Source organism: Micromonospora sp. SD19 (genome assembly GCF_054462275.1).
Window position 1 is genome coordinate 181,195 of the sequence record NZ_JBTLMN010000004.1, and the last position, 24,748, is coordinate 205,942.

The 24,748-nt window shown below is 68.7% G+C and carries 38 protein-coding genes; 37 read left to right on the forward strand and 1 reads right to left on the reverse strand.

The features are described 5' to 3' along the window. Window positions 1-83 precede the first annotated feature (83 nt). The 34 genes from tuf (at window position 84) to truA (ending at window position 20,277) form a co-directional block, all read left to right on the forward strand. Window positions 84-1,277: an elongation factor Tu gene (gene tuf / locus ACX27O_RS16405; protein ID WP_030329885.1), complete on the forward strand. Its 1,194-nt coding sequence runs from the start codon at window positions 84-86 to the stop codon at window positions 1,275-1,277. Between the two features lie 350 nt (window positions 1,278-1,627). Next, window positions 1,628-1,936, forward strand: a complete 309-nt coding sequence (rpsJ, locus tag ACX27O_RS16410; protein ID WP_007073037.1) for a 30S ribosomal protein S10 — start codon at window positions 1,628-1,630, stop codon at window positions 1,934-1,936. A gap of 11 nt (window positions 1,937-1,947) precedes the next feature. Next, window positions 1,948-2,613 carry a 50S ribosomal protein L3 gene (gene rplC, locus ACX27O_RS16415; RefSeq protein ID WP_030329888.1) on the forward strand — a complete coding sequence of 222 codons (666 nt, stop codon included), beginning with the start codon at window positions 1,948-1,950 and terminating at the stop codon, window positions 2,611-2,613. After that, window positions 2,610-3,260: a 50S ribosomal protein L4 gene (gene rplD, locus ACX27O_RS16420; RefSeq protein WP_030329890.1), complete on the forward strand. Its 651-nt coding sequence runs from the start codon at window positions 2,610-2,612 to the stop codon at window positions 3,258-3,260. The genes rplC and rplD overlap by 4 nt, the downstream gene beginning before the upstream one ends. Further along, on the forward strand, window positions 3,257-3,559 hold the full coding sequence (rplW, locus tag ACX27O_RS16425) for a 50S ribosomal protein L23 (RefSeq protein ID WP_007465304.1): 303 nt from the start codon (window positions 3,257-3,259) through the stop codon (window positions 3,557-3,559). The genes rplD and rplW overlap by 4 nt, the downstream gene beginning before the upstream one ends. Before the next feature lie 12 nt (window positions 3,560-3,571). Continuing rightward, entirely contained in the window at window positions 3,572-4,411 is an 840-nt protein-coding gene (gene rplB / locus ACX27O_RS16430) for a 50S ribosomal protein L2 (RefSeq protein ID WP_030329891.1), read from the forward strand. A gap of 12 nt (window positions 4,412-4,423) precedes the next feature. Then, entirely contained in the window at window positions 4,424-4,705 is a 282-nt protein-coding gene (gene rpsS / locus ACX27O_RS16435; RefSeq protein ID WP_007465299.1) for a 30S ribosomal protein S19, read from the forward strand. Window positions 4,706-4,746: 41 nt separating this feature from the next. Continuing rightward, on the forward strand, window positions 4,747-5,205 hold the full coding sequence (gene rplV, locus ACX27O_RS16440) for a 50S ribosomal protein L22 (protein ID WP_007465297.1): 459 nt from the start codon (window positions 4,747-4,749) through the stop codon (window positions 5,203-5,205). Then, entirely contained in the window at window positions 5,205-6,074 is an 870-nt protein-coding gene (gene rpsC, locus ACX27O_RS16445; RefSeq protein WP_007465294.1) for a 30S ribosomal protein S3, read from the forward strand. The genes rplV and rpsC overlap by 1 nt, the downstream gene beginning before the upstream one ends. Window positions 6,075-6,077: 3 nt before the next feature. Further along, the gene (gene rplP, locus ACX27O_RS16450; RefSeq protein WP_007465292.1) at window positions 6,078-6,503 is read left to right on the forward strand and encodes a 50S ribosomal protein L16; all 426 of its coding nucleotides are present in this window, start codon (window positions 6,078-6,080) and stop codon (window positions 6,501-6,503) included. Beyond that, window positions 6,503-6,739 carry a 50S ribosomal protein L29 gene (gene rpmC, locus ACX27O_RS16455; protein ID WP_007465283.1) on the forward strand — a complete coding sequence of 79 codons (237 nt, stop codon included), beginning with the start codon at window positions 6,503-6,505 and terminating at the stop codon, window positions 6,737-6,739. Before rplP ends, rpmC begins: the two co-directional genes overlap by 1 nt. Continuing rightward, on the forward strand, window positions 6,736-7,014 hold the full coding sequence (gene rpsQ, locus ACX27O_RS16460) for a 30S ribosomal protein S17 (RefSeq protein WP_030329894.1): 279 nt from the start codon (window positions 6,736-6,738) through the stop codon (window positions 7,012-7,014). The genes rpmC and rpsQ overlap by 4 nt, the downstream gene beginning before the upstream one ends. Before the next feature lie 97 nt (window positions 7,015-7,111). After that, a complete protein-coding gene (rplN, locus tag ACX27O_RS16465; protein WP_007073026.1) occupies window positions 7,112-7,480 on the forward strand; it encodes a 50S ribosomal protein L14 in 369 nt (122 codons plus the stop codon). Then, the gene (rplX, locus tag ACX27O_RS16470) at window positions 7,477-7,797 is read left to right on the forward strand and encodes a 50S ribosomal protein L24 (RefSeq protein WP_007465276.1); all 321 of its coding nucleotides are present in this window, start codon (window positions 7,477-7,479) and stop codon (window positions 7,795-7,797) included. The genes rplN and rplX overlap by 4 nt, the downstream gene beginning before the upstream one ends. Next, complete coding sequence (gene rplE / locus ACX27O_RS16475; RefSeq protein WP_030329896.1) at window positions 7,797-8,363, forward strand: 50S ribosomal protein L5; 567 nt, start codon at window positions 7,797-7,799, stop codon at window positions 8,361-8,363. Before rplX ends, rplE begins: the two co-directional genes overlap by 1 nt. 1 nt (window position 8,364) lies before the next feature. Further along, on the forward strand, window positions 8,365-8,550 hold the full coding sequence (locus ACX27O_RS16480) for a type Z 30S ribosomal protein S14 (protein ID WP_007465272.1): 186 nt from the start codon (window positions 8,365-8,367) through the stop codon (window positions 8,548-8,550). Window positions 8,551-8,666: 116 nt separating this feature from the next. Next, entirely contained in the window at window positions 8,667-9,074 is a 408-nt protein-coding gene (gene rpsH, locus ACX27O_RS16485; RefSeq protein ID WP_007465270.1) for a 30S ribosomal protein S8, read from the forward strand. Between the two features lie 16 nt (window positions 9,075-9,090). Beyond that, window positions 9,091-9,633 (forward strand): 50S ribosomal protein L6, encoded by a 543-nt coding sequence (gene rplF / locus ACX27O_RS16490; protein WP_030329899.1) that lies wholly within the window; start codon window positions 9,091-9,093, stop codon window positions 9,631-9,633. Further along, window positions 9,630-10,019 carry a 50S ribosomal protein L18 gene (rplR, locus tag ACX27O_RS16495; protein ID WP_030329901.1) on the forward strand — a complete coding sequence of 130 codons (390 nt, stop codon included), beginning with the start codon at window positions 9,630-9,632 and terminating at the stop codon, window positions 10,017-10,019. The genes rplF and rplR overlap by 4 nt, the downstream gene beginning before the upstream one ends. Window positions 10,020-10,052: 33 nt before the next feature. After that, window positions 10,053-10,667 carry a 30S ribosomal protein S5 gene (gene rpsE / locus ACX27O_RS16500; RefSeq protein ID WP_458939711.1) on the forward strand — a complete coding sequence of 205 codons (615 nt, stop codon included), beginning with the start codon at window positions 10,053-10,055 and terminating at the stop codon, window positions 10,665-10,667. Next, window positions 10,667-10,849 (forward strand): 50S ribosomal protein L30, encoded by a 183-nt coding sequence (gene rpmD, locus ACX27O_RS16505; protein WP_030329904.1) that lies wholly within the window; start codon window positions 10,667-10,669, stop codon window positions 10,847-10,849. Before rpsE ends, rpmD begins: the two co-directional genes overlap by 1 nt. Beyond that, the gene (gene rplO, locus ACX27O_RS16510) at window positions 10,849-11,292 is read left to right on the forward strand and encodes a 50S ribosomal protein L15 (protein ID WP_030329906.1); all 444 of its coding nucleotides are present in this window, start codon (window positions 10,849-10,851) and stop codon (window positions 11,290-11,292) included. The genes rpmD and rplO overlap by 1 nt, the downstream gene beginning before the upstream one ends. Before the next feature lie 232 nt (window positions 11,293-11,524). Continuing rightward, the gene (gene secY / locus ACX27O_RS16515; protein WP_030329909.1) at window positions 11,525-12,853 is read left to right on the forward strand and encodes a preprotein translocase subunit SecY; all 1,329 of its coding nucleotides are present in this window, start codon (window positions 11,525-11,527) and stop codon (window positions 12,851-12,853) included. Beyond that, window positions 12,854-13,507: an adenylate kinase gene (locus tag ACX27O_RS16520; protein ID WP_030329911.1), complete on the forward strand. Its 654-nt coding sequence runs from the start codon at window positions 12,854-12,856 to the stop codon at window positions 13,505-13,507. 87 nt (window positions 13,508-13,594) lie between these two features. Beyond that, the gene (gene map, locus ACX27O_RS16525; RefSeq protein ID WP_458939712.1) at window positions 13,595-14,446 is read left to right on the forward strand and encodes a type I methionyl aminopeptidase; all 852 of its coding nucleotides are present in this window, start codon (window positions 13,595-13,597) and stop codon (window positions 14,444-14,446) included. A 135-nt stretch (window positions 14,447-14,581) separates the two neighbouring features. Beyond that, window positions 14,582-15,124, forward strand: coding sequence for a DUF1707 SHOCT-like domain-containing protein (locus tag ACX27O_RS16530; RefSeq protein ID WP_209444510.1), 543 nt, complete (start codon window positions 14,582-14,584; stop codon window positions 15,122-15,124). A 333-nt stretch (window positions 15,125-15,457) separates the two neighbouring features. Beyond that, window positions 15,458-15,679: a translation initiation factor IF-1 gene (infA, locus tag ACX27O_RS16535; RefSeq protein WP_007073013.1), complete on the forward strand. Its 222-nt coding sequence runs from the start codon at window positions 15,458-15,460 to the stop codon at window positions 15,677-15,679. Window positions 15,680-15,770: 91 nt separating this feature from the next. After that, the gene (gene rpmJ / locus ACX27O_RS16540) at window positions 15,771-15,884 is read left to right on the forward strand and encodes a 50S ribosomal protein L36 (protein WP_043965539.1); all 114 of its coding nucleotides are present in this window, start codon (window positions 15,771-15,773) and stop codon (window positions 15,882-15,884) included. Window positions 15,885-16,150: 266 nt separating this feature from the next. Continuing rightward, complete coding sequence (gene rpsM, locus ACX27O_RS16545; RefSeq protein ID WP_030329917.1) at window positions 16,151-16,531, forward strand: 30S ribosomal protein S13; 381 nt, start codon at window positions 16,151-16,153, stop codon at window positions 16,529-16,531. A gap of 87 nt (window positions 16,532-16,618) precedes the next feature. Further along, on the forward strand, window positions 16,619-17,026 hold the full coding sequence (gene rpsK / locus ACX27O_RS16550; RefSeq protein ID WP_030329919.1) for a 30S ribosomal protein S11: 408 nt from the start codon (window positions 16,619-16,621) through the stop codon (window positions 17,024-17,026). 13 nt (window positions 17,027-17,039) lie between these two features. After that, the gene (gene rpsD, locus ACX27O_RS16555) at window positions 17,040-17,666 is read left to right on the forward strand and encodes a 30S ribosomal protein S4 (RefSeq protein WP_030329921.1); all 627 of its coding nucleotides are present in this window, start codon (window positions 17,040-17,042) and stop codon (window positions 17,664-17,666) included. Between the two features lie 98 nt (window positions 17,667-17,764). Beyond that, on the forward strand, window positions 17,765-18,787 hold the full coding sequence (locus ACX27O_RS16560) for a DNA-directed RNA polymerase subunit alpha (RefSeq protein WP_007465227.1): 1,023 nt from the start codon (window positions 17,765-17,767) through the stop codon (window positions 18,785-18,787). Between the two features lie 34 nt (window positions 18,788-18,821). Further along, window positions 18,822-19,379, forward strand: a complete 558-nt coding sequence (gene rplQ, locus ACX27O_RS16565) for a 50S ribosomal protein L17 (RefSeq protein ID WP_030329923.1) — start codon at window positions 18,822-18,824, stop codon at window positions 19,377-19,379. 67 nt (window positions 19,380-19,446) lie between these two features. Continuing rightward, entirely contained in the window at window positions 19,447-20,277 is an 831-nt protein-coding gene (truA, locus tag ACX27O_RS16570) for a tRNA pseudouridine(38-40) synthase TruA (RefSeq protein WP_358124927.1), read from the forward strand. Window positions 20,278-20,344: 67 nt separating this feature from the next. On the opposite strand, the gene ACX27O_RS16575 is transcribed toward truA, so the two are convergent. Beyond that, window positions 20,345-21,463: a hypothetical protein gene (locus ACX27O_RS16575; RefSeq protein WP_458939713.1), complete on the reverse strand. Its 1,119-nt coding sequence runs from the start codon at window positions 21,461-21,463 to the stop codon at window positions 20,345-20,347. 131 nt (window positions 21,464-21,594) lie between these two features. On the opposite strand from ACX27O_RS16575, the gene ACX27O_RS16580 reads away from it, so the two are divergent. From ACX27O_RS16580 to ACX27O_RS16590, 3 genes are read left to right on the forward strand one after another with little or no spacing between them, the layout of a single operon-like run. After that, complete coding sequence (locus ACX27O_RS16580) at window positions 21,595-22,200, forward strand: class I SAM-dependent methyltransferase (protein ID WP_210861579.1); 606 nt, start codon at window positions 21,595-21,597, stop codon at window positions 22,198-22,200. A 41-nt stretch (window positions 22,201-22,241) separates the two neighbouring features. Further along, the gene (locus ACX27O_RS16585; protein WP_210861578.1) at window positions 22,242-23,921 is read left to right on the forward strand and encodes an ABC-F family ATP-binding cassette domain-containing protein; all 1,680 of its coding nucleotides are present in this window, start codon (window positions 22,242-22,244) and stop codon (window positions 23,919-23,921) included. Beyond that, the gene (locus tag ACX27O_RS16590; RefSeq protein ID WP_358133216.1) at window positions 23,918-24,718 is read left to right on the forward strand and encodes a nucleotidyltransferase domain-containing protein; all 801 of its coding nucleotides are present in this window, start codon (window positions 23,918-23,920) and stop codon (window positions 24,716-24,718) included. Before ACX27O_RS16585 ends, ACX27O_RS16590 begins: the two co-directional genes overlap by 4 nt. Window positions 24,719-24,748 lie beyond the last annotated feature (30 nt).

Here is a 24,748-nt window from a genome sequence, read left to right on the forward strand (position 1 = left end):
AGGCCGGAAAGGCTGTCGACAGAGTCCTAAGCGCCGACCGGCGCGCCGGGCGTACGAACCAAGAAGTCCACAGGAGGACACCAGTGGCGAAGGCTAAGTTCGAGCGGACTAAGCCGCACGTCAACATCGGCACCATTGGTCACATCGACCACGGTAAGACGACGCTGACGGCGGCCATCACCAAGGTCCTGCACGACCAGTACCCGGACCTGAACCCCTACACGCCGTTCGACGAGATCGACAAGGCGCCGGAGGAGAAGGCCCGCGGCATCACGATCTCGATCGCGCACGTCGAGTACCAGACCGAGTCGCGGCACTACGCGCACGTCGACTGCCCTGGGCACGCCGACTACATCAAGAACATGATCACCGGTGCCGCGCAGATGGACGGCGCGATCCTGGTGGTGGCGGCGACTGACGGCCCGATGCCGCAGACCCGCGAGCACGTGCTGCTGGCCCGTCAGGTCGGTGTGCCGTACATCGTCGTGGCGCTCAACAAGAGCGACATGGTCGATGACGAGGAGCTCCTGGAGCTCGTCGAGCTCGAGGTCCGTGAGCTGCTCTCCTCGCAGGAGTACCCGGGTGACGACCTGCCGGTCGTTCGGGTTTCGGCGCTGAAGGCCCTCGAGGGTGACCCCGAGTGGACCGGCAAGCTGCTGGAGCTGATGACCGCTGTCGACACCTCGATCCCGCAGCCGGAGCGCGAGGTTGACAAGCCGTTCCTGATGCCGGTTGAGGACGTCTTCACGATCACCGGTCGTGGCACCGTCGTCACCGGTCGCGTGGAGCGCGGCGTTCTCCTGCCGAACGAGGATGTTGAGCTCGTCGGTATCAAGGAGAAGAGCTTCAAGACCAAGGTCACCGCGATCGAGATGTTCCGGAAGACCCTGGACGACGCCCGCGCAGGTGAGAACGTCGGCCTGCTGCTGCGTGGTACCAAGCGCGACGAGGTCGAGCGCGGCATGGTCGTCGTGAAGCCGGGCTCGAACACCCCGCACACGGAGTTCGAGGCGACGGTCTACATCCTCTCCAAGGAGGAGGGCGGCCGGCACACCCCGTTCTTCCAGAACTACCGTCCGCAGTTCTACTTCCGGACCACTGACGTCACCGGTGTCGTCACCCTCCCCGAGGGCACCGAGATGGTCATGCCGGGTGACAACACCTCCATGTCGGTGAAGCTGATCCAGCCCATCGCCATGGAGGAGAACCTCAAGTTCGCGATCCGCGAGGGTGGCCGCACCGTCGGCGCCGGGTTCGTCACCAAGATCAACAAGTGAGCTAGGTAACCCCGATTAGACCCGCCGCCGGTCGTGCGGCATACTAGTCAGGTTGCGTAACGACAGTTCGTCGCCTGTGTTCGGCTTTCGCTGAACCTCCGGGTGGCGAGGCAGTCGAGCGTAGGGTGGTTGGCGGCCCAGTCGCCAACCACCCTCGCACGGCGTTCAGGTCGCGGTAATGCGATCGGCGCCTTGACCCACCGCGCGGTCAGCACCACTCCGGAACCACGGGGCGGAGCTCGGCCCGAGGGCGCGACACGCCCGACCGCGGGGGTCGGCGAAGTGGGCCTGTGCCAGCCGGTACAGGCGCCCGCAACACAGCGGCATCGAGAGAAGGAACAGAAGCCACCATGGCGGGACAGAAGATCCGCATCCGGCTCAAGGCCTATGACCACGAGGTCGTCGACTCCTCGGCTCGGAAGATCGTCGAGACGGTGACGCGCACCGGGGCGCAGGTCGCGGGCCCGGTGCCGCTGCCCACGGAGATCAACCGTTTCTGCGTTATCCGCTCGCCGCACAAGTACAAGGACTCGCGCGAGCACTTCGAGATGCGCACGCACAAGCGGCTGATCGACATCATCGACCCGACCCCGAAGACGGTCGACTCGCTCATGCGCCTCGACCTGCCGGCTGGCGTCGACATCGAGATCAAGCTGTAGGGACCGGACAAATGGACAGGCAAGTCAAGGGGATCCTGGGCGCCAAGCTCGGCATGACCCAGGTCTGGGACAACAACCGTGTTGTTCCCGTGACCGTGGTCGAGGCCGGCCCGTGCGTCATCAGCCAGGTTCGTAGCGCCGAGAAGGACGGTTACTCCGCGGTCCAGCTGGCGTACGGCACCATCGACCCGCGCAAGGTCAAGAAGCCGATCAGCGGTCACTACGCCAAGGCGGACGTGGCGCCGCGCCGGCACATCGTCGAGCTGCGCACCACCGACGCTGGGGAATACTCGCTCGGCCAGGAAGTCACTGTCGAGGAGTTCCCGGCCGGCGTCACCATCGACGTCACCGGCAAGACCAAGGGCAAGGGCTACGCCGGCCCGATGAAGCGGCACGGCTTCCACGGTCTGCGCGCCAGCCACGGTGTCGAGCGCAAGCACCGCTCGCCCGGCTCCATCGGCGCCTGCGCCACTCCGGGTCGTGTCTTCAAGGGCACCCGGATGGCCGGCCGGATGGGTGGCGTGCGGTACACCGTGCAGAACCTCACCGTCCAGGCGGTCGACACCGAGAACAACCTGCTGCTCGTCCGGGGTGCCATTCCTGGTCCGAAGGGCGCGCTCGTTCTGGTCCGTACCGCGGCCAAGAGCAAGGTGAAGAAGGGCGGTGCGGCCAAGTGACCACCGTTGACGTGCGCACCGTCGAAGGCACCACCAGTGGCTCGGTCGAGCTGCCGGCGGACATCTTCGACGTGCAGGCCAACGTCGCGCTGATGCACCAGGTCGTGGTGGCCCAGCTCGCGGCGGCCCGACAGGGCACGCACAAGGCCAAGACCCGCGGCGAGGTCGCCGGTGGCGGCAAGAAGCCGTACAAGCAGAAGGGCACCGGTCGCGCCCGGCAGGGCTCGATCCGCGCGCCGCAGTTCGCCGGCGGTGGCGTCGTGCACGGTCCCGTGCCGCGCGACTACAGCCAGCGGACCCCGAAGAAGATGAAGGCCGCCGCTCTGCGCGGTGCCCTCTCCGACCGGGCCCGCGCCGGGCAGGTGCACGTCGTCGAGGCGTTCGTCTCGGGCGAGAAGCCGTCGACCAAGGCGGCCCTGGCCACGCTGACCAAGCTCACCGAGGCCCGTCGGGTCCTGGTGGTGCTGAGCAGCACCGACGAACTGAACTGGGTGTCGCTGCGCAACGAGCCGCGGGTGCACCTGATCGAGTCCGGCCAGCTGAACACGTACGACGTGCTGGTGGCCGACGACGTGGTCTTCACCAAGGACGCCCTGGACGAGTTCCTGGGCGTGCCCGCCGAGACCACCGAGGAGGGTGGCAAGTGAGCACCATCGCCGATCCGCGCGACATCATCGTTGCGCCGGTCGTCTCGGAGAAGAGCTACAGCGAGCTGAACCGGAACTGGTACACCTTCCTGGTGCACCCGGACGCGAACAAGACCGAGATCAAGATCGCTATCCAGCAGATCTTCAACGTCCGCGTCCTGACGGTCAACACGCTCAACCGCCAGGGTAAGCGCAAGCGCACCAAGACCGGCTTCGGTCAGCGCAAGGCGACCAAGCGGGCGATCGTGAAGCTGGCTGACGGTGACCGCATCGAGGCCTTCGGCGGCCCGGTCAGCTGAGGGGTGTAGACAATGGCTATCCGTAAGTACAAGCCGACGACGCCGGGCCGACGTGGCTCGAGTGTCGCTGACTTCGCCGAGATCACCCGGTCCACGCCGGAGAAGTCGCTGCTGGCTCCGTTGCCGAAGAAGGGCGGGCGTAACGCCCACGGCCGGATCACCACGCGGCACCACGGCGGCGGTCACAAGCGCCAGTACCGTCTGATCGACTTCAAGCGGGTCGACAAGGACGGCGTGCCGGCGAAGGTCGCTCACATCGAGTACGACCCGAACCGCACCGCGCGTATCGCGCTGCTGCACTACGCCGACGGCGAGAAGCGGTACATCATCGCGCCGAAGGACATGAAGCAGGGCGACCGCGTCGAGTCCGGCCCGGGCGCCGACATCAAGCCGGGTAACAACCTGCCGCTGCGCAACATCCCGGTCGGTACCACCATCCACAACGTGGAGCTGCGTCCGGGTGGCGGGGCCAAGCTGGCCCGTTCCGCCGGCGTCGGCATCCAGCTGCTCGGCCGTGAGGGCGCGTACGCGACCCTGCGTATGCCGTCCGGTGAGATCCGGCGGGTCGACGTGCGCTGCCGCGCCAGCATCGGCGAGATCGGCAACGCCGACCAGTCGAACATCAACTGGGGTAAGGCCGGCCGGATGCGGTGGAAGGGCAAGCGCCCGACCGTCCGTGGTGTCGCCATGAACCCGGTCGACCACCCGCACGGTGGTGGTGAGGGTAAGACCTCCGGTGGTCGCCACCCGGTCAACCCGCAGGGTAAGCCCGAGGGCCGCACCCGCCGTAAGGGCCAGCCGAGTGACCGGCTGATCGTCCGCCGTCGCTACGCCACGCGTAAGCGCGGCTGAGGGAGATAAGACATGCCTCGCAGCCTGAAGAAGGGCCCGTTCGTCGACGACCACCTGCTCAAGAAGGTGGAAGTTCAGAACGACAAGGGCTCCAAGAACGTGATCAAGACCTGGTCGCGGCGCTCGACGATCATCCCCGAGATGCTGGGGCACACGATCGCCGTGCACGACGGACGCAAGCACGTCCCGGTGTTCGTGACCGAGGCGATGGTCGGGCACAAGCTCGGCGAGTTCGCGCTGACCCGCACGTTCAAGGGTCACGAGAAGGACGACCGGAAGAGCCGTCGGCGCTGACGCCGCGGGCATACGGATAGAGGGAACAAGGGGTTACAGCGATGCCAGGAAAGGGCGACGCTCCGGTGCTTCCGGGCGCGCGGGCGGTTGCGCGGCACGTGCGCATCTCGCCGATGAAGGCGCGCCGGGTGGTCAACCTCGTCCGCGGCCTGCCCGCGAAGGAGGCGCTCACGGTGCTGCAGTTCGCGCCGCAGGCTGCGAGCGAGCAGGTGTACAAGGTGCTCGCTAGCGCGATCGCCAACGCGGAGAACAACGAGCGGCTGGACCCCGACGCGCTGCTCGTCAGCGAGGCCTTCGTGGACGAGGGCCCGACGATGAAGCGGTTCCAGCCGCGGGCCCAGGGTCGGGCCTACCGCATCCGCAAGCGCACGTGCCACATCACCGTGGCGGTCGAAGCGGTCGCGCCGGCAGCACCGAGGAAGGCCGCGGCTAAGAAGGCCGCCCCGGCCACGGAGGCCGCACCGGCCGAAGCGCAGAGCAAGACGGAGGACGCCGAGTAATGGGTCAGAAGGTTCACCCCACTGGGTTCCGGCTCGGCATCTCGACCGACTGGAAGTCCCGCTGGTTCGCGGACAAGCTCTACAAGGACTACATCGGCGAGGATGTCAAGATCCGCCGCATGATGTCCAAGGGCCTCGAGCGTGCCGGGATTTCCAAGGTCGACATCGAGCGCACCCGCGACCGGGTCCGGGTCGACATCCACACCGCCCGGCCGGGCATCGTCATCGGCCGTAAGGGTGCGGAGGCCGACCGGATCCGCGGCGAGCTTGAGAAGCTCACCGGCAAGCAGGTTCAGCTGAACATCATCGAGGTGAAGAACCCCGAGTCGGACGCTCAGCTGGTCGCGCAGGGCGTGGCCGAGCAGCTGTCCAGCCGGGTCAGCTTCCGTCGGGCGATGCGCAAGGCCATGCAGTCGGCGATGAAGAACCCGGTCTGCAAGGGCATCCGGGTTCAGGTTTCGGGTCGCCTCGGCGGCGCCGAGATGAGCCGGACCGAGTTCTACCGTGAGGGCCGGGTTCCGCTGCACACGCTGCGGGCCAACATCGAGTACGGCTTCTTCGAGGCCCGTACCACGTTCGGTCGGATCGGTGTGAAGGTCTGGATCTACAAGGGCGACGCCGTCCCGGGCCGGGAGGCTCCGGCCGAGGCCGGTCCGTCCCGCCCGCGTCGTGGTGAGCGCGGCGACCGTCCCGAGCGTCCGCGCCGTGGCCGGTCGGGTTCGTCCGGCACCACGGCTGGTGGCACCGAGGCCGGTCGGGCTGCTGCGACCACCATCGCGCAGCAGGCCGAGACGCCGAGCGGTGAGCCGGTCGACAGCGCAGCTGTCGCCGCCGCTGCTGCTCCGGCAGAAACGCAGCAGGAGGGCTGACAGATGCTGATGCCGCGCAAGCCCCCGAAGGGCTTCCGCAAGCCGCACCACCCGGACCGCAGTGGCGCGTCCAAGGGTGGTAACCGGGTGGTGTTCGGCGAGTTCGGGATCCAGGCTCTCGAGCCGGCGTACGTGACGAACCGGCAGATCGAGTCGGCACGTATCGCGATGACTCGCCACATCAAGCGTGGTGGCAAGGTCTGGATCACGATCTTCCCGGACCAGGCCCTCACCAAGAAGCCTGCCGAGACCCGGATGGGTTCCGGTAAGGGTTCGCCCGAGTGGTGGGTCGCCAACGTCAAGCCGGGGCGGGTTCTCTTCGAGATGTCCTTCCCCAACGAGCAGATCGCGCGAGAGGCCATGCGTCGCGCGATCCACAAGCTCCCGATGAAGTGCCGCATTGTTACGCGCGAAGTGGGTGAATCCTGATGGCAGCGGGCGTTAAGGCGACCGAGCTGCGTGAGCTCTCCGAGGAGGAGCTGGTCACGAAGCTGCGGGAGGCCAAGGCGGAGCTGTTCAACCTCCGCGTGCAGGCCGCAACCGGGCAGCTGGACAACAACCGGCGGTTGCAGGTCATCCGTCGGGAGATCGCCCGGATCTACACGATCATGCGCGAGCGCGAGCTGGGGCTCTCGGCCGCGCCGACTGAGGTGACTGCATCATGACCGAAGAGACCGCCACCGCCGCCGCGCGGTCCCGCCGCAAGGTCCGTGAGGGCCTGGTGGTCAGCGACAAGATGGACAAGACCGTCGTGGTCGAGGTCGAGGACCGGGTTCGGCACGCGCTGTACGGCAAGATCATGCGCCGTACCAGCAAGCTGAAGGTGCACGACGAGCAGAACGCCGCTGGCACCGGTGACCGGGTTCTCATCATGGAGACCCGGCCGCTGAGCGCCACCAAGCGTTGGCGGATCGTGGAGATCCTGGAAAAGGCCAAGTAGCGAAGGCTCGAGCTCGCCCGGCGTTGCGTCGGGCGTTGGTTCCGCCAGGCTCCGGCCGCTACGGCGGCCGGAGAACCGGCAGACATAGGAGATAGACGTGATTCAGCAGGAGTCGCGACTGCGCGTCGCCGACAACACGGGTGCTCGGGAGATCCTGTGCATCCGGGTTCTCGGTGGCTCGGGTCGGCGCTACGCGAGCATCGGCGACGTCATCGTGGCCACGGTCAAGGACGCCATCCCGGGTGCCGGTGTGAAGAAGGGCGACGTCGTCAAGGCTGTCGTCGTTCGCACCGCGAAGGAGAAGCGGCGTCCGGACGGCTCGTACATCCGCTTCGACGAGAACGCCGCCGTCATCATCAAGGACGGCGGGGACCCGCGTGGAACCCGTATCTTCGGCCCGGTGGGCCGGGAGCTGCGGGACAAGCGGTTCATGAAGATTATTTCCCTCGCGCCGGAGGTGTTGTGACCGTGAAGGTCAAGAAGGGCGACACGGTCGTCGTCATCGCCGGCAAGGACAAGGGTGCCAAGGGCAAGGTCATCGCGGCCTACCCGCGGCAGGACAAGGTCCTGGTCGAGGGCGTGAACCGGGTCAAGAAGCACACCCGCATCAGCACCACCCAGCGTGGCGCCAAGACCGGCGGCATCGTCACTCAGGAGGCCCCGATCCACGTCTCGAACGTGCAGGTCCTGGACTCCGACGGCAAGCCGACCCGCGTCGGTTACCGGATCGACGACAACGGCCAGAAGGTCCGCATCGCGCGTAGCACCGGTAAGGACCTGTGATGACCACGGCTACCGAAAAGACCCTGCCGCGCCTCAAGGAGCGGTACCGCAACGAGATCGTGGCCCAGCTGCGTGAGCAGCACAGCTACGGCAACCCCATGCAGGTGCCGCGGCTGGTCAAGATCGTCGTCAACATGGGTGTCGGCGAGGCTGCTCGCGACGCCAAGCTGATCGACGGTGCGGTCCGCGACCTCGCCACGATCACCGGCCAGAAGCCGCAGGTGCGGCGGGCGACCAAGTCCATCGCGCAGTTCAAGCTCCGCGAGGGCATGCCGATCGGCGCGAAGGTCACCCTTCGTGGCGACCGGATGTGGGAGTTCCTGGACCGGCTGCTCTCCATCGCGCTGCCGCGTATCCGCGACTTCCGCGGCCTGGACGGGCGCAAGCTGGACGGGCACGGCAACTACACGTTCGGTCTGACCGAGCAGTCGGTGTTCCACGAGATCGACCAGGACAAGATCGATCGCCAGCGGGGCATGGACATCACGGTGGTCACGACCGCCACGACCGACGACGAGGGCCGGGCGCTGCTCAAGCTCCTGGGCTTCCCGTTCAAGGAGAACTGAGATGGCCAAGAAGGCGCTGATCATCAAGGCGGCCGCGAAGCCGAAGTTCTCGGTTCGCGCGTACACCCGCTGCCAGCGGTGCGGGCGTCCGAAGGCGGTCTACCGCAAGTTCGGGCTCTGCCGGGTCTGCATCCGGGAGATGGCTCACCGCGGTGAGCTGCCGGGCGTGTCCAAGGCTTCCTGGTAAGGGCGACCGCGTCCCGGCCGTCGGCCGGGAACTCCTGCACCGATTAGGTATTGCTCTTCGCCGTAGGCCCGGGGCTGGTGCCCCGGGAACCCCGGCGAGAAAGGCTGACGAAATCCATGACGATGACCGACCCGATCGCAGACATGCTCACGCGTCTGCGTAACGCCAACCAGGCGTACCACGATCAGGTGAAGATGCCCTACTCCAAGATCAAGGCGAACATCGCCGAGGTCTTGAAGGCCGAGGGTTACATCGCCACCTGGTCGGTCGAGGAGCCCGAGGAGGGCGCCGTCGGCAAGCGACTGGTCGTCGAGCTGAAGTACGGCCAGAACCGCGAGCGGAGCCTGGCCGGTATCAAGCGCGTGTCCAAGCCCGGTCTCCGGGTGTACGCCAAGTCGGACGGGCTCCCGCGGGTGCTCGGTGGGCTGGGCGTGGCGATCATTTCGACGTCCCAGGGGCTGCTGACCGACCGGCAGGCCCGCAAGCGGAGTGTTGGCGGGGAAGTCCTCGCCTTCGTCTGGTAACGGGAGACAGGTAGAAATGTCGCGAATTGGACGTAAGTCGATCCCGGTACCAGCCGGCGTCGATATCACGATCGACGGGCAGACCGTCAAGGTCAAGGGCCCCAAGGGCCAGCTTGAGCACACCCTCGCCGAGCCGATCACGATCGAGCGTGGCGAGGACGGCGAGCTGAGCGTCAACCGGCCGAACGACGAGCGCAAGGCCAAGGAACTCCACGGCCTGAGCCGTACGCTGGTCGCCAACATGATCGTCGGGGTCACCGAGGGCTACCGCAAGAGCCTGGAGATCGCCGGCACCGGTTACCGGGTCACCGCCAAGGGTTCGGACCTCGAGTTCGCGCTCGGGTTCTCGCACCCGGTGGTCGTCCCCGCCCCGGCGGGCATCACCTTCACGGTGGAGCGGCCGACCCTGTTCCACGTGGCTGGCATCGACAAGCAGCAGGTCGGTGAGGTCGCCGCCAACATCCGGAAGATCCGCCCGCCGGAGCCCTACAAGGGCAAGGGCGTCAAGTACCAGGGCGAGGTCATCCGCCGCAAGGCTGGAAAGGCAGGTAAGAAGTGAGCGCCACGCTGCTCAAGCGCCGCCGCGGTGTCGCCGCCAAGCGCGCCGTTGGGCGTGCGCGTCGACACTTCCGCGTCCGCAAGAACGTCAGCGGTACGGCCGAGCGTCCGCGCCTGGTCGTCACCCGCTCCCTGCGGCACATGGTCGCCCAGATCGTCGACGACACCAAGGGTCACACCCTGGCGTCGGCGTCGACCCTGGACGCCTCGCTGCGCGGTGCGGAGGGCGACAAGAGCGCCCTGGCCGGCAAGGTGGGCGCGCTGCTCGCCGAGCGGGCCAAGGCCGCCGGCGTCTCCAAGGTCGTCTTCGACCGCGGTGGCAACCGGTACGCGGGGCGAGTCGCCGCGCTTGCCGACGCCGCCCGCGAAGCCGGGCTCGAGTTCTAACAACCCCGTCACGAGAGAGAAGGAAGGCTGCTGATGCCAGGTCAACAGCGCCGTGGCGGCGGGTCCGGTGGCAACGAGGGTGGTCGCCGCGACAACCGCCGTGAGGGCGGCCGCGGAAACGCGCCCGTCGAGAAGACCCCGCACCTTGAGCGGGTCGTCGCGATCAACCGCGTCGCCAAGGTCGTGAAGGGTGGTCGTCGCTTCAGCTTCACCGCCCTGGTGATCGTGGGCGACGGCGACGGCACGGTCGGCGTGGGCTACGGAAAGGCCAAGGAGGTGCCCGCGGCCATCGCCAAGGGTGTCGAGGAGGCCAAGAAGCACTTCTTCAAGGTTCCGCGTATCGGCGCCTCGATCCCGCACCCGGTGACGGGTGAGGACGCGGCCGGTGTGGTGCTGCTCAAGCCGGCCTCGGCCGGTACGGGTGTCATCGCCGGTGGTCCGGTGCGTGCCGTGCTGGAGTGCGCCGGTATCCACGACGTGCTCTCCAAGAGCCTCGGCTCGTCGAACCCGATCAACATCGTGCACGCCACCGTGGCGGCCCTGAAGGGGCTTGAGTCCCCCGAGCAGGTCGCGGCGCGTCGTGGCCTGCCGGTGGAGGACGTCGCGCCGGCCGCCATGCTGGCGTCGCGGGCGGGGGTGACGTCCTGATGGCACGCCTGAAGGTCACCCAGCTCCGGTCCGGTATCGGGACCAAGCAGAACCAGCGTGACTCGCTGCGTTCGCTCGGTCTCAAGCGGATCAACGACGTGGTGGTCAAGGAGGACCGGCCCGAGATCCGCGGCATGATCTTCACGGTCAACCACCTCGTGAAGGTCGAGGAGGTCGAGTAATGACGATCAAGGTTCACCACCTGCGCCCGGCGCCTGGTTCCAAGACCGCGAAGACCCGTGTGGGTCGCGGTGAGGGTTCCAAGGGCAAGACCGCTGGTCGCGGTACGAAGGGCTCCAAGGCCCGCAAGAACATCTCGGCGGCGTTCGAGGGTGGGCAGATGCCCATCCACATGCGCCTGCCGAAGATGAAGGGCTTCAAGAACAAGTTCAAGGTGGTCTTCCAGGTGGTCAACCTGGACCGACTCGCTGAGCTGTTCCCGAACGGTGGTCAGGTCGGCCCGCTGGAGCTCGTCGAGTCCGGCGCGGTCCGCAAGGGTCACCCGGTCAAGGTCCTCGGCACCGGGGATCTCGGCGGTGTGGCGCTCCAGGTGTCCGCGCACGCGTTCAGTGCGTCGGCCAAGGAGAAGATCGCCGCCGCCGGTGGCTCCGTCACCGAGCTGTAAGGCGTACGACCATGGCGCCCGTCCAGTTGTGAGCAACTGGCGGGCGCCATGGTCTGCCTGGGGCCTGAGCGCCCGGTAACATCGGAATCGATTTATGTAGTCGGGCGCATCTGCCCGGACCGGGGTGAGGCTGTTAGAGTCCCATCCCAGCCATGGATTGCGGGCACTCGCCCGTGATCCACCCCGACCCGCCAGGGATCACCGGCGGCCCGCCTCGCGCAGGAGGAAGAAGTTGCTGTCCGCCTTTCTCAGTGCGTTCCGTACGCCTGACCTGCGCAAGAAGCTGCTGTTCACAGTAGGCATCATCGCGGTCTACCGGCTGGGTGCAACGCTCCCCAGCCCGGGCGTCTCGTACGGCAACGTGCAGAAGTGCCTCGACACCATCCAGGGTGACACCACCGGGGTGGTGAACCTGCTCAACCTCTTCTCCGGCGGAGCGCTGCTGCAGCTCTCGGTCTTCGCGCTGGGCATCATGCCCTACATCACCGCGTCGATCATCCTGCAGCTGCTGACCGTCGTGATCCCGCGTCTGGAGCAGCTCCGCAAGGAGGGCCAGGCCGGTCAGGCGAAGATCACCCAGTACACCCGCTACCTGACCCTGGGCCTCGGTGTGCTGCAGGCCTCGGCGTTCGTGGCCCTGGCCCGCTCCGGCCAGCTGTTCCAGAACCGGTGCGACCAGTTCCCGATCATCCCGACCGGCACCGGCATCCCGGACTGGCTGACGCTGTCCATCCTGGTGATGACGATGACCGCCGGCACCGGCATGGTCATGTGGCTCGGCGAGCTGATCACCGACCGCGGCGTCGGCAACGGCATGTCCGTCCTGATCTTCACCTCGATCGCGGCGCGGCTGCCCAGTGAGGGCTGGCAGATCAAGACCAGCAAGGGCTGGGACATGTTCGCCCTGGTCATCGCCCTGGTCCTGGTGGTCATCACCGCTGTCACCTTCATCGAGCAGGCGCAGCGCCGGATCCCGGTGCAGTACGCCAAGCGGATGATCGGCCGGCGGATGTACGGCGGCACGTCGACCTACATCCCGCTGAAGGTCAACCAGGCTGGTGTGATCCCGGTCATCTTCGGCTCGTCGCTGCTCTACCTGCCGCAGTTGGCGCTGCAGTTCTTCGACCAGACCGACCCGGGCAAGACCCAGTCGTGGATCCAGAACAACCTGGTCAACCCGAGCAGCCCGATCTACATCTCGGTCTACTTCCTGCTGATCATCTTCTTCACGTACTTCTACGTGTCGATCACGTTCAACCCGACCGAGGTCGCTGACAACATGAAGAAGTACGGCGGCTTCGTGCCGGGCATCCGCCCCGGCAAGCCGACCGCCGACTACCTCGACTTCATCCTCAGCCGGATCACCCTGCCGGGCGCGCTCTACCTCGGCGTGATCTCGATCCTGCCGAACTTCTTCTTCATCTGGCTGGACAACCAGCAGTACCAGAACTTCCCGTTCGGCGGCACCGCTGTGCTCATCATGGTCGGCGTCGGTCTGGAGACCGTGAAGCAGATCGAGAGCCAACTCATGCAGCGGAACTACGAAGGGTTCCTGCGGTAGATGAGACTCGTTCTGGTTGGCCCGCCGGGCGCGGGCAAGGGCACACAGGCCGAGTTCATCGCCGCACACCTCTCGGTGCCGAAGATCTCGACCGGAGACATCTTCCGGTCGAACGTCACCCAGGGCACGCCCCTCGGTATCGAGGCGAAGCGGTACATGGACGCGGGCGAGCTGGTCCCGGACGAGGTCACCATCAACATGGTCCGGGACCGGCTGGCCGAGCCCGACGCCAGCGAGGGTTTCCTGCTCGACGGCTTCCCGCGGACGACTCCGCAGGCGGCCGCTCTGGACAAGCTCCTCGCTGATCTGGGCACCGCCCTGGATCTGGTCCTGGAGCTGGTCGTCGACGACGACGAGGTGATCCGGCGGCTCTCCGGTCGGCGTACCTGCCGGGGCTGCGGCAAGATCTGGCACGTCGAGTTCGACGCCACCACCCGGCCGGGCATCTGTGACCGGTGCGGCGCCGAGCTGTTCCAGCGCGACGACGACAAGCCGGAGACGATCGCCACGCGGCTTCGTGAGTACAGCGAGAAGACCGCACCCCTGGTCGACTACTACGGCGCTCAGGGCAAGCTGGTCGGGATCGACGCCACCGGCCCGGTGGAGGACGTCACCACCCGGGCCATCGACGCCCTGCGGTCATACGGCGGCTGAGGTCCGACCGGTTCACGGCGGATAGAGTGCGAACAGCGGGGTACGCGTGACGTGCCCCGCTGAACGGCCACGAAAGGTAATCGCTCCATGCGTCGTCCCCAGCTGGACATCCAGCTGAAGACTCCTGACCAGATCGAGAAGATGCGGGCCGCCGGGCTGGTGGTGGCCGAGGCGCTGCGCCGGATGCGGGAGGCTGTTGCCCCCGGCGTGAGCACCGCCGATCTGGACGCTATCGCCGAGGCGACCATCCGCGAGGCGGGTGGCGTTCCGTCGTTCAAGGGCTATCACGGGTTCCCGGCGTCGATCTGTTCCTCGGTCAACGAGCAGATCGTGCACGCCATCCCGTCGCCGAAGCAGGTGCTCCAGCCCGGTGACCTGATCTCCATCGACTGCGGCGCGGTGTTGAACGGGTGGCACGGCGATTCCGCCATCACGGTCGGGGTCGGCGACGTCGACCCGGCGCTGCTGAAGATGGCCGAGGTCGCCGAGGACGCGATGTGGGCCGGCATCGCCGCCGCCGCCCGGGGCGCGGCGAGCGGCAAGGGCCGCCTCACCGACATCTCGCACGCGGTGGAGACCGCTGTGCGCCAGGGCGGTCGGTACGGCATCGTCGACGGTTACGGCGGGCACGGCATCGGGACCGAGATGCATCAGGACCCGCACGTGCTCAACCACGGCCGGCCGGGCAAGGGCCCGCGTCTGGTTCCCGGGATGGCGCTGGCGATCGAGCCGATGATCACCATGGCGTCGCCGCGTACCGTCGAGTTGGCCGACGGGTGGACGGTCGTCACCCGGGACGGCTCGGTGGCCGCGCACGTCGAGCACTCGATGGCGTTGCTGCCGGACGGGGTCTGGGTGCTCACCGCCTTCGACGGAGGCCGCGCCCGCCTGGGCGACCTGGTGACCGCCCGCCAACCTGCCGCCTCAACAACCCCCTAACCCTCCCAGGGTCCTCGGTCCGCCCGTTGAGCATGAAGTTGTTGCCCCGACACGCCGGTGAGACTGGCAACAACTTCATGATCGACCAGGGTCGGGGGTCGGGCGGACTGGCGCGACGGTGGCATGCTTGCCGGCATGGACGGGCGCGACGGGATGCGAGCCGCTGACTCGGACCGTGCGGCGGTGGCCGACCGGTTGCGGGTCGCCCTCGAGGAGGGCCGGCTGGACCTGCACGAGTACGACGAGCGGTTGCAGCGGGCCTACGCCGCACGCACGTACGCCGACCTGAAGGTCCTGCTCGCCGACCTGCCGCCGGTGACGCCGGCGCAGCGGTCGGGTCTGGCGCCGGCGACCGCCCCGACCGTGGGCCTGCTGGGTGACCAGCCCGGTCAGACGGCCACCCGGGGTGCCACCGCCCGCTGGTTGGCCGAGGTGTGGTTCCCGTACCTGCGGGTGATTGCCATCGTGGTGACCATCTGGGCGGTGGCGTCACTGCTCAGCCAGGACCTGCAGCACTTCTGGCCGGCCTGGGTGGCCGGGCCGTGGGGCGCGGTGCTGGTGATCCGCACCGTCACGGGACTGGCCGGGGGAGAGCCCCGGCGCGAGGCCATCAAGCGGCAGCGCCGCCAGGAACGCAAACAGGCAAAGCGCGCCATCAACCCCGACACCCCCCAATAACCCCGGCCCCCCGGCTCGGCTCCCACTCTTCCCGCGTTGATCATGAAGTTACTGCCACCGGCACCGGCGATTCGTGGCAACAACTTCATGATCAACGGAACTGGGGATGGGAGCCGTGGGGGCGACGCGCGGGGTGGGGGGTGGCCGGTTTGGCGGCGGACTGCAGGCCGGCGTACACTTTCAGATCGGCGCACAGCGTCCACTCCGGCATGCCCACCCTGCGCTTCGGTGGGAGCTGGAGCCGCGGCTGGCGCGGGCTTCTGATTCTGATCAGATTTCCGTGTAAGACGTTGTGGGCCGCCCGGAGCAATCGACGTCAGGACAGCGGAGGACATGCCGAAAAAAGACGGAGCCATTGAGATCGAGGGTCGGGTCATCGAGCCCCTGCCGAACGCCATGTTCCGGGTGGAGCTCGCGAACGGCCACAAGGTGTTGGCTCACATCAGCGGCAAGATGCGGCAGCACTACATCCGCATCCTTCCGGAGGACCGGGTCGTCGTCGAACTTTCGCCGTACGACCTGACCCGCGGGCGCATCGTCTACCGCTACAAGTAGTCCTGACGACGGCCGGGAAGTCCCGTGTCCGTCTTCGACGTCCGGTGTCGCGCAACGCGCGTCCCCGGGCCAGATGGGAAGTAAGGCAACCGTGAAGGTCAAGCCGAGCGTCAAGAGGATCTGCAACAAGTGCCGGGTTATCCGCCGGCACGGCCGGGTCATGGTCATCTGCAGCGACCCGCGCCACAAGCAGCGCCAGGGCTGACTCAGCCCGTCCGGCCGGAGCACGGCCGGGTGGCGTTGGTCCCGGCAGATCCCCAGCGACACACACATCACACATGCTCGTCCCAGCCGCGAGCGGTACGCGATGCGTACTCCCTCGTGGCTGACCCCCGGTCGGAGGCCGGGGCCCGCTTGGGCAGCGACCGATCCCGGTCGCCGGCGCTGATCGCGTCGGAAGGACGGGACGGCCGGTAGCGGGGTGGGACGGGTCCACACCTCCGCCACACATCACGAGGAGTACGCCCGCACATGGCACGTCTAGTCGGCGTGGATCTCCCCCGCGAAAAGCGGTTGGAGATCGCGCTCACCTACATCTTCGGGGTCGGTCGCACCCGCGCCCTGGAGACGCTCGCCGCCACCGGCATCTCGCCGGACAAGCGCGCTCGGGACCTCACGGACGAGGAGCTCGTGCAGCTCCGCGACCACATCGAGGGCAACTACAAGGTTGAAGGCGACCTGCGCCGCGAGGTCGCCGCTGACATCCGCCGCAAGGTCGAGATCGGCTGCTACGCCGGCATCCGGCACCGCCGGGGCCTGCCCGTGCGTGGCCAGCGGACCAAGACCAATGCCCGGACCCGCAAGGGCCCGAAGCGGACCGTCGCCGGCAAGAAGAAGCCCGGCAAGAAGTAGTTCTTAACCGGATGACGGGGTCGGTCGCCGCCGAGGCGGGCCAGACCGCAACCCAGTCCGGAAAGTCAACTAGGAGCGCACAGACTTATGCCACCGAAGGCTCGTGCCGGAGCCGCTGTAAAGAAGGTCCGGCGCAAGGAACGCAAGAACGTCGCCCACGGGCAGGCGCACATCAAGAGCACGTTCAACAACACCATCGTGTCCATCACGGACCCGACCGGTGCGGTCATCTCCTGGGCCTCCGCCGGCCAGGTCGGCTTCAAGGGCTCCCGCAAGTCGACTCCGTTCGCCGCGCAGCTGGCCGCCGAGGCTGCCGCGCGTCGCGCCATGGAGCACGGCATGCGCAAGGTCGACGTGTTCGTCAAGGGCCCCGGCTCCGGCCGGGAAACCGCCATCCGTTCGCTGCAGGCAGTGGGCCTCGAGGTCGGGCAGATCGCCGACGTCACCCCGCAGCCGCACAACGGGTGCCGTCCGCCGAAGCGTCGCCGGGTCTGAGAGGTAGAGAGAGATGGCTCGTTACACCGGTGCAGACTGCCGCCGTTGCCGGCGGGAGAAGATGAAGCTGTTCCTCAAGGGCAGCAAGTGCGATGGTCCGAAGTGCCCGTTCGAGTCCCGGCCGTTCCCGCCCGGGCAGCACGGCCGCGGCCGCACGAAGGAGACGGAGTACCTGCTCCAGCTCCGCGAGAAGCAGAAGGCCCGCCGCGTCTACGGCGTGCTGGAGAAGCAGTTCCGCGGTTACTACGAGGAAGCCGTCGGCAAGCAGGCCAAGACCGGTGAGGTCCTCCTGCAGATCCTCGAGTCGCGGCTGGACAACGTCGTTTACCGGGCCGGCTTCGCCCACTCGCGGGACATGGCCCGCCAGCTGGTCAAGCACGGTCACTTCACGGTGAACGGCAAGAAGGTCGACATCCCGTCGTACCGCGTCAAGGAGCACGACATCATCGAGGTTCGGGGCAAGAGCAAGGAGCTCACCCCGTTCATCGTCGCGCAGGCTCAGGCCGGCTCGAAGACGGTTCCGGCGTGGCTTGAGGCCATCCCGAGCCAGATGAAGGTGCTCGTGCACTCCCTCCCGGCCCGGCAGGTCATCGACACGCAGGTCCAGGAGCAGTTGATCGTCGAGCTCTACTCCAAGTAGTCGGGCTCGTTGCGGTGGCCCGCCCGCTTGGGCGGGCCACCGGAACAGTTTGTGTCGTGGGCGTCAAATAGCGGGCGTCCCGGAAGAGAAGAGAAAAGATGCTCATCAGCCAGCGACCCTCCCTCTCCGAGGAGTCGATCAACGAGACCCGGTCGCGGTTCGCCATCGAGCCGCTGGAGCCGGGCTTCGGCTACACCCTGGGCAACTCGCTGCGGCGTACGCTGCTGTCGTCGATCCCGGGCGCGGCCGTCACCTCGATCAAGATCGACGGTGTGCTGCACGAGTTCACCACGATCCCCGGTGTCAAGGAGGACGTGGTCGAGCTCGTCATGAACATCAAGGAGCTGTGCGTCAGCTCCGAGCACGACGAGCCGGTCAGCATGTACCTGCGTAAGCAGGGCCCGGGCGACGTGACGGCGGGCGACATCCAGCCGCCGGCCGGCGTCTCGGTGCACAACCCGGATCTGAAGCTCGCCACCCTGAACGGCAAGGGCCGGCTCGACATGGAGCTGACCGTCGAGCGGGGCCGGGGCTACGTGACGGCGGCGCAGAACAAGCAGTCCGGCGCCGAGATCGGCCGCATCCCGGTCGACTCGATCTACTCGCCGGTGCTGAAGGTGACCTACCGCGTCGAGGCGACCCGTGTCGAGCAGCGTACCGACTTCGACCGGCTGATCATCGACGTCGAGACCAAGCCGTCGATGGGCCCGCGTACCGCGCTGGCCTCCGCCGGTTCGACGCTGGTGGAGCTGTTCGGGCTCGCCCGGGAGCTGGACGAGACCGCCGAGGGCATCGACATCGGGCCGTCCCCGCAGGACGCCCAGCTGGCGGCGGACCTCGCTCTGCCGATCGAGGAGCTGGACCTCACCGTCCGCTCCTACAACTGCCTCAAGCGCGAGGGCATCAACTCCGTTGGTGAGCTCATCGGGCGTACCGAGGCCGACCTCCTCGACATCCGCAACTTCGGTCAGAAGTCGATCGACGAGGTCAAGATGAAGCTCGCCGGGATGGGTCTCGGGCTGAAGGACTCGGCTCCGAACTTCGACCCGGCGCACGTCGTGGACACCTTCGGCGAGGCCGACTACGACACCGACGACTACCGCGAGACCGAGCAGCTCTAGTCCGCGCTGCCGCCACAACTGAGGAGCACCAAAAATGCCCACGCCCACCAAGGGCCCCCGCCTCGGCGGCAGCCCCTCGCACGAGCGGCTGATGCTCGCCAACCTGGCGACCGCGCTGTTCCAGCACGGCAAGATCCAGACCACCGAGACGAAGGCCCGGCGGCTGCGCCCGCTGGCCGAGCAGCTCATCACCAAGGCCAAGCGCGGTGACCTCGCCTCGCGGCGTCGGGTGCTGGGTGTCGTCAAGGACAAGGACGTCGTCTACGCCCTGTTCGACCAGATCGCGCCCCGGTACGCCAACCGCCCCGGCGGTTACACCCGGATCGTGAAGACCGGTCCGCGCAAGGGTGACGCCGCTCCGATGGCGATCATCGAGCTGGTGGAGGAGCTTCAGGTCGCCGAGCCGAAGGCGAACAAGAAGACCGCCGCCCGCAAGGCCGCGCAGCAGGACAAGGTCGAGGCGCTCGCCCCGGCCGACGAGGCCCCGAAGTCGGCTCCGGCCGACCAGGACTCCGAGGCGCCGGTGTCGGCGTCCGGTGACACCGCCGCCGCCCGCGAGGACAGCGACGAGGCCACCGAGAACAAGGCCTGATCAAGGGCATTGTCGGGCCCGGCACCCCATCGGGGTGTCGGGCCCGACCCGTAACAGGAGGTACGAGGTGGACGAGCGGATCCGGCTGCGGCTGGACGTCTCGTACGACGGCGCCGACTTCTCCGGCTGGGCCGCCCAGCCGGCTCGGCGCACCGTCGCGGGGGTGCTCGTCGAGACCCTGGACCTGGTCCTCGGCGTCGGCACTGCCACCGGGCTGACGGTGGCCGGTCGGACCGACGCGGGGGTGCACGCCACCGGGCAGGTGTGCCACCTGGACCTGCCGGTGGAGGTGTGGCGACAGCACGAAGGGCGACTGCTGCGCCGCCTGGCCCGGCTGCTCCCCACCGACGTGCGGGTACGGGCGATGACGGAGGTGCCGGCCGACTTCGACGCCCGGTTCTCGGCGACCTTCCGGCGCTACGAGTACCGGGTCACCGATGCGCCCTTCGGTGCGGAGCCGCTGCGCCGGCACGAGGTGCTGGCCTGGCCGAAACCGTTGGACCTGACGGCGCTGAACGCCGCCGCTGCCGGGCTGGTGGGGGAGCACGACTTCGCGGCGTACTGCCGGCGCAAGGAGCACGCGACCACGCTGCGCGAGGTGACCAGGCTGGACTGGCGTCGCGACCCGGACGGCATCCTGGTCGCCACCGTGCAGGCCGACGCGTTCTGCCAGGCGATGGTGCGCAGCCTCGTGGGGGCGATGCTGGTGGCCGGGGACGGCCGCCGCCCGGTCGAGTGGCCGGGGAGCCTGCTCACCCGTCAGGAGCGTTCCAGCGAGGTGACAGTGGCGCCCGCGCACGGGCTGACCCTGGTCGCGGTCGGCTACCCGTCCGATCCGACCGAGTACGCACGCCGCGCCGACCTGACCCGCCGGTTGCGGGTTCCGGTCGAAGGCTGACCGCCCGGACCGCCAATGACGACGGGTGTGCCACCTGTCGGCAGCACACCCGTCATCGGGGAACCGGTCAGTCGCCTGGCAGCTCGCCGTTGCCGCCCTGGCTTCCACTGTTGTCGGTCGGCCCGGCCGTCGGTTGCGCGGCCGTGCCACCGTCGGCGCGCTGTTGCAGCACGCTCCGGCTGAGGTGCAGCTCGATCATGTCGAACAGGATCTCGCGGACCTTGGCGTCACCCGCCTTGACCGCCGCGCCGTCCTTGCGGACCACCAGGGCGTACGCCAGGTAGTGGCCGCGGACCTGCCAGCCGACGCGTGCCGGAGCGCTGGTCAGGACGTCGGTGCCGTCGCCGTCGTCGCCGGTGAGGCCACGGAAACGGCCCTGCCGTTCGTCGAGCAGCTGCCGGAGCCGGTCCCGGGCTCGTTCCGCGCTGACCTTGTCGGTGAGGTTGAACAGGCCGGCGGTGACCAGGTGCCCGTCGTCGGGCGTGCTCAGCGTCGCCCGGACGATCTGGTTGCAGCCGAGCCGGACCAGCAGGTCGGCGACCTCGTCGGTGGCGGCGACGGCGCAACTGCCGCTGGACTGGGTCTTGAGCACCCGGTAGCTGGGCTGGCCGTCGGTGAGCTTCAGTTCCTTGCCGGGGAAGAGTTCCTTGGCGGTGAGCGGGGCCTGGTCGGTGTCCCGGGAGTCGAGGGCCACCCGTTCCGGCGTGGCCGACGGCGCGGCGGCGTTCGGCTGGTACGTCGGGTTGCTCTGCGGCTGCTGCTCGTTGCGGTCGATGAGCAGCGCGGCGGCGCCGAGGCCGCAGAGGGCGAGCAGCACCAGGACGGCGGCACCGCCGATCAGTACCTGCCACAGCCGGCCGCCGCCGCGCCGGGCGTTCGGTTCCACCGGGGTCGCCGACGTGTAGATCTGGCTGCGCGGCGGCGCGGGCGGGATGTCGGCACGAGTCGGCGTGGACTGCGGCAGGTCGGCCCGTACCGGCGCGGACTGCGGCAGGTCGGCGCGGGTCGGCGCGGGCGACGACGAGGGCAGCGAGAGCTGGTTCGGCCGGGGCAGCGACGGCGTCGGGAAGCGCGACGGGGACGGCCCGGCCGGCGGGGGCGGGCCGGTGCCGAGCACCGACAGGTCGGACCCGGGCTCCGGGTAATCCTCGAAAGCGTCCTCATCGGACTCGTACCGATACACCATGTCGCCCAGAGTAGGAGCGATTGTCCCTTTAGGGGGTAATTTCAGGGAAATGCGCGCGTGGGCCGGGTCAGGTCCGTGGAGAAGGCCGATCGCCCCGGCGGTCCTTCCCGGGCCGGTGCGAGAATTGCCCGGTGACCGGCGACCACTACTTCACCGCTCAGCCCACCAGCGACGCCCCGGCGCGCGAGGTCGAGTTCTCCGTCGCCGACCGCGACTACCGGCTCGCCTCGGCCGGCGGAGTCTTCTCCGCCAGCCGACTCGACCCGGGCACCGCCGTGCTGCTGCGCAAGGCCGAGCTGCCCGCCGCCGACACCGTGGGCGACCTGCTCGACCTCGGTTGCGGGTTCGGGCCGATCAGCTGCGTCCTGGCCGACCTCGCGCCGGCCAGCACCATCTGGGCCGTCGACGTCAATGCCCGGGCCCGCGAGCTGACCGCCGCCAACGCGACTCGGATCGGCGCCGCCGACCGGGTCCGGGTCAGCGCACCGGACGACGTCCCGGAAGACCTCCGCTTCGCCCAGCTCTGGTCGAACCCGCCCATCCGGATCGGCAAGGACGAGCTGCACGAGCTGTTGCGGCGCTGGCTGCCCCGACTCGCCCCGGACGGTGTCGGCTGGTTGGTCGTCGCCCGACACCTCGGCGGCGACTCGCTGCAACGCTGGCTCACCGAGCAGAGTTGGCAGGTCGAGCGGTACGCCAGCCAGAAGGGCTTCCGGGTGCTGCGCGTCACCCGGTAATTGGATGTACCCCCCGACCCTCACTGGGGCAGGATCCCGGCGTGGGATACGTGGACGTGGCAGCGGTCGGGCACATCCTGCCCGACGGTCGGGAACTCTTCGCCGACGTGTCGTTCCGGGTCGGTGAGGGCAGCAAGGTCGCCCTGGTCGGGCCGAACGGCGCGGGAAAGACGACGCTGCTGAGGATGGTCGCCGGCGACCTGCCGGTGCGCACCGGCGTCGTCGCACGGGCCGGCGGGCTGGGCGTGATGCGCCAGTTCATCGGCATGATCGGCGACGAGTCGAGCCTCGCCGACCTGGCGTTGTCGCTCGCCCCGCCGGCCCTGCGCGACGCCGGCCGGCGACTCGGCGAGACCGAGGCGGCAATGCGGGCGGCCGAGGCCCACGGCACGTTCAGCAACGCCGCGGGCAAGGCCCAACTGGCGTACGCCGATGCGCTCGGCGCCTGGGGCGAGGCCGGCGGGTACGACGCCGAGGTGCTCTTCGACACCGTCGCGACGATCGTGCTCGGCCAGCCGTGGGACGCCGTCCGGGACCGGCCGGTGCGTACCCTCTCCGGCGGCCAGCAGAAGCGCTTCGCGCTGGAGTTGCTGCTGCGCGGCCCGGACGAGGTGCTGCTGCTCGACGAGCCGGACAACTTCCTCGACGTGCCCGGCAAACGCTGGCTGGAGGCGCGACTGCGCGAGTCGACCAAGTCGGTGCTCTACGTCTCGCACGACCGCGAGCTGCTGGCCCAGAGCGCCGACCGGGTGGTCGCCGTCGAGGGTGGTAGTGCCTGGGTGCACCCGGGCGGCTTCGCCAGCTGGCACGAGGCACGGGTGGCCCGGCACGCCCGCCTCGACGAGCTGCGCCGACGGTGGGACGAGGAACACCAGAAGCTGCGTGAGCTGATGCTGATGTACAAGCAGAAGGCCGCGTACAACGACGGGTTGGCCTCGCGCTACCAGGCCGCACAGACCCGGTTGCGGAAGTTCGAGGAGGCCGGGCCGCCGCCCGTACCCCCGAAGGACCAGGACATCCGGATGCGGCTGGCCGGCGGGCGGACCGGCAAGCGCGCGGTCGTCTGCGAGCAGCTTGAACTCGACGGCCTGACCTACCCCTTCGACCTGGAGATCTGGTACGGCGACCGGGTGGCGGTGCTCGGTGCCAACGGCACCGGCAAGTCGCACTTCCTGCGGCTGCTGGCGCGCGGCGGCACCGACCCCGACCCGGCGAACGGGCCGGTCGACGGAGCGGGGGCGCTCGCACCGGTGGCGCACGACGGCGTGGCCCGCCTCGGTGCCCGGGTCCGCCCCGGGCACTTCTCCCAGACCCACGACCGGCCGGAGCTGATGTCGAAGACGCTCGTCGAGATTCTCTGGCGCGGCGACGAACACCGCACCGGGATGGACCGACACGCGGCGATGGGCGTGCTCAGCCGCTACGAGCTGGCCGCGCAGGGCGACCAGCGGTTCGGCACGCTCTCCGGCGGGCAGCAGGCCCGGTTCCTGGTGTTGCTGCTGGAGTTGTCCGGGGCGACCCTGTTGCTGCTCGACGAGCCCACCGACAACCTCGACCTGGCCAGCGCGGAAGCGCTCGAAGCGGGCCTGAACGCGTTCGAGGGGACGGTGATCGCGGTCACCCACGACCGCTGGTTCACCCGCTCCTTCGACCGGTTCGTGCTGTTCCGGGGCGACAGCGAGGTGGTGGAGACCCCGGAACCGGTCTGGGACGTCGGGTGATCCCGGCCGACCTGCCCGACCGGCTGTGCGCCGTGCCGGGCGTGGTCGCCGTGGCGCTCGGCGGCAGCCGGGCACGCGGCGAGCACCGCCCCGACTCCGACTGGGACCTCGGCCTGTACTACCAGGGTGAGCCGGACGTACCGGCGCTGCGGGCGATAGCCGCGACCGTCGCCGACGACCCGGCGGTGGTACTCACCGCACCGGGTGGTTGGGGGCAGTGGGTCGACGGCGGTGGTTGGCTGCGGATCGGCGGGGTCGCCGTGGACTGGATCTACCGGGACCTCGACCGGGTGCGCCGCGTCTGGACGGACTGCCGCGCCGGCCGGTACGAGGTCGGTGTGCAGGCCGGGCACCCGCTCGGGTTCTACTCGTCGGCCTATGTCGGCGAGGTGGCGCTGTGTCAGGTGCTCGCGGACCCGACCGGCCAGCTGACCCGCCTGAAGGAGCAGACCCGGGATTACCCGCCCGCGCTGGCCGACGCGCTGGTGGCGGGCGGCTGGGAGGCCGGCTTCCTGCTGGCCGGCGCGGCCAAGGCCAGCGCTCGCGGGGACAGCGGGTACGTCGCGGGCTGCCTGTTCCGGACGATCGGGGTGCTCGCCCAGGTGCTGCACGCCCGGGCGGGCCGGTGGCTGGTCAACGAGAAAGGGATGATCGACGCCGCGGGGCGGCTGCCGGGTGCGCCGCCGGACTTCGCGCGGCGGGCGCACGCGCTGTTGGGAGCTGTCGGTCACGGCCCCGCCGAACTGGCCGCGACCATCGACGCTGCCCGTGAGCTGGTCAGTGAGGTCATCGGTTGAGCCGCCGCCGAGGTGGCCCGCACCGAGCCG

Bases quoted from the DNA above. Each gene is read 5' to 3' on its own strand.
- rpsJ (WP_007073037.1), top strand. From the start codon at position 1,628: ATGGCGGGACAGAAGATCCGCATCCGGCTCAAGGCCTATGACCACGAG.
- rplC (WP_030329888.1), top strand. From the start codon at position 1,948: ATGGACAGGCAAGTCAAGGGGATCCTGGGCGCCAAGCTCGGCATGACC.
- rplB (WP_030329891.1), top strand. From the start codon at position 3,572: ATGGCTATCCGTAAGTACAAGCCGACGACGCCGGGCCGACGTGGCTCG.
- rpsS (WP_007465299.1), top strand. From the start codon at position 4,424: ATGCCTCGCAGCCTGAAGAAGGGCCCGTTCGTCGACGACCACCTGCTC.
- rplV (WP_007465297.1), top strand. From the start codon at position 4,747: ATGCCAGGAAAGGGCGACGCTCCGGTGCTTCCGGGCGCGCGGGCGGTT.
- rpsC (WP_007465294.1), top strand. From the start codon at position 5,205: ATGGGTCAGAAGGTTCACCCCACTGGGTTCCGGCTCGGCATCTCGACC.
- rplP (WP_007465292.1), top strand. From the start codon at position 6,078: ATGCTGATGCCGCGCAAGCCCCCGAAGGGCTTCCGCAAGCCGCACCAC.
- rpmC (WP_007465283.1), top strand. From the start codon at position 6,503: ATGGCAGCGGGCGTTAAGGCGACCGAGCTGCGTGAGCTCTCCGAGGAG.
- rpsQ (WP_030329894.1), top strand. From the start codon at position 6,736: ATGACCGAAGAGACCGCCACCGCCGCCGCGCGGTCCCGCCGCAAGGTC.
- rplE (WP_030329896.1), top strand. From the start codon at position 7,797: ATGACCACGGCTACCGAAAAGACCCTGCCGCGCCTCAAGGAGCGGTAC.
- ACX27O_RS16480 (WP_007465272.1), top strand. From the start codon at position 8,365: ATGGCCAAGAAGGCGCTGATCATCAAGGCGGCCGCGAAGCCGAAGTTC.
- rpsH (WP_007465270.1), top strand. From the start codon at position 8,667: ATGACGATGACCGACCCGATCGCAGACATGCTCACGCGTCTGCGTAAC.
- rplF (WP_030329899.1), top strand. From the start codon at position 9,091: ATGTCGCGAATTGGACGTAAGTCGATCCCGGTACCAGCCGGCGTCGAT.
- rpsE (WP_458939711.1), top strand. From the start codon at position 10,053: ATGCCAGGTCAACAGCGCCGTGGCGGCGGGTCCGGTGGCAACGAGGGT.
- rpmD (WP_030329904.1), top strand. From the start codon at position 10,667: ATGGCACGCCTGAAGGTCACCCAGCTCCGGTCCGGTATCGGGACCAAG.
- rplO (WP_030329906.1), top strand. From the start codon at position 10,849: ATGACGATCAAGGTTCACCACCTGCGCCCGGCGCCTGGTTCCAAGACC.
- ACX27O_RS16520 (WP_030329911.1), top strand. From the start codon at position 12,854: ATGAGACTCGTTCTGGTTGGCCCGCCGGGCGCGGGCAAGGGCACACAG.
- map (WP_458939712.1), top strand. From the start codon at position 13,595: ATGCGTCGTCCCCAGCTGGACATCCAGCTGAAGACTCCTGACCAGATC.
- ACX27O_RS16530 (WP_209444510.1), top strand. From the start codon at position 14,582: ATGGACGGGCGCGACGGGATGCGAGCCGCTGACTCGGACCGTGCGGCG.
- infA (WP_007073013.1), top strand. From the start codon at position 15,458: ATGCCGAAAAAAGACGGAGCCATTGAGATCGAGGGTCGGGTCATCGAG.
- rpsM (WP_030329917.1), top strand. From the start codon at position 16,151: ATGGCACGTCTAGTCGGCGTGGATCTCCCCCGCGAAAAGCGGTTGGAG.
- rpsK (WP_030329919.1), top strand. From the start codon at position 16,619: ATGCCACCGAAGGCTCGTGCCGGAGCCGCTGTAAAGAAGGTCCGGCGC.
- rpsD (WP_030329921.1), top strand. From the start codon at position 17,040: ATGGCTCGTTACACCGGTGCAGACTGCCGCCGTTGCCGGCGGGAGAAG.
- ACX27O_RS16560 (WP_007465227.1), top strand. From the start codon at position 17,765: ATGCTCATCAGCCAGCGACCCTCCCTCTCCGAGGAGTCGATCAACGAG.
- rplQ (WP_030329923.1), top strand. From the start codon at position 18,822: ATGCCCACGCCCACCAAGGGCCCCCGCCTCGGCGGCAGCCCCTCGCAC.
- ACX27O_RS16575 (WP_458939713.1), bottom strand. From the start codon at position 21,463: ATGGTGTATCGGTACGAGTCCGATGAGGACGCTTTCGAGGATTACCCG.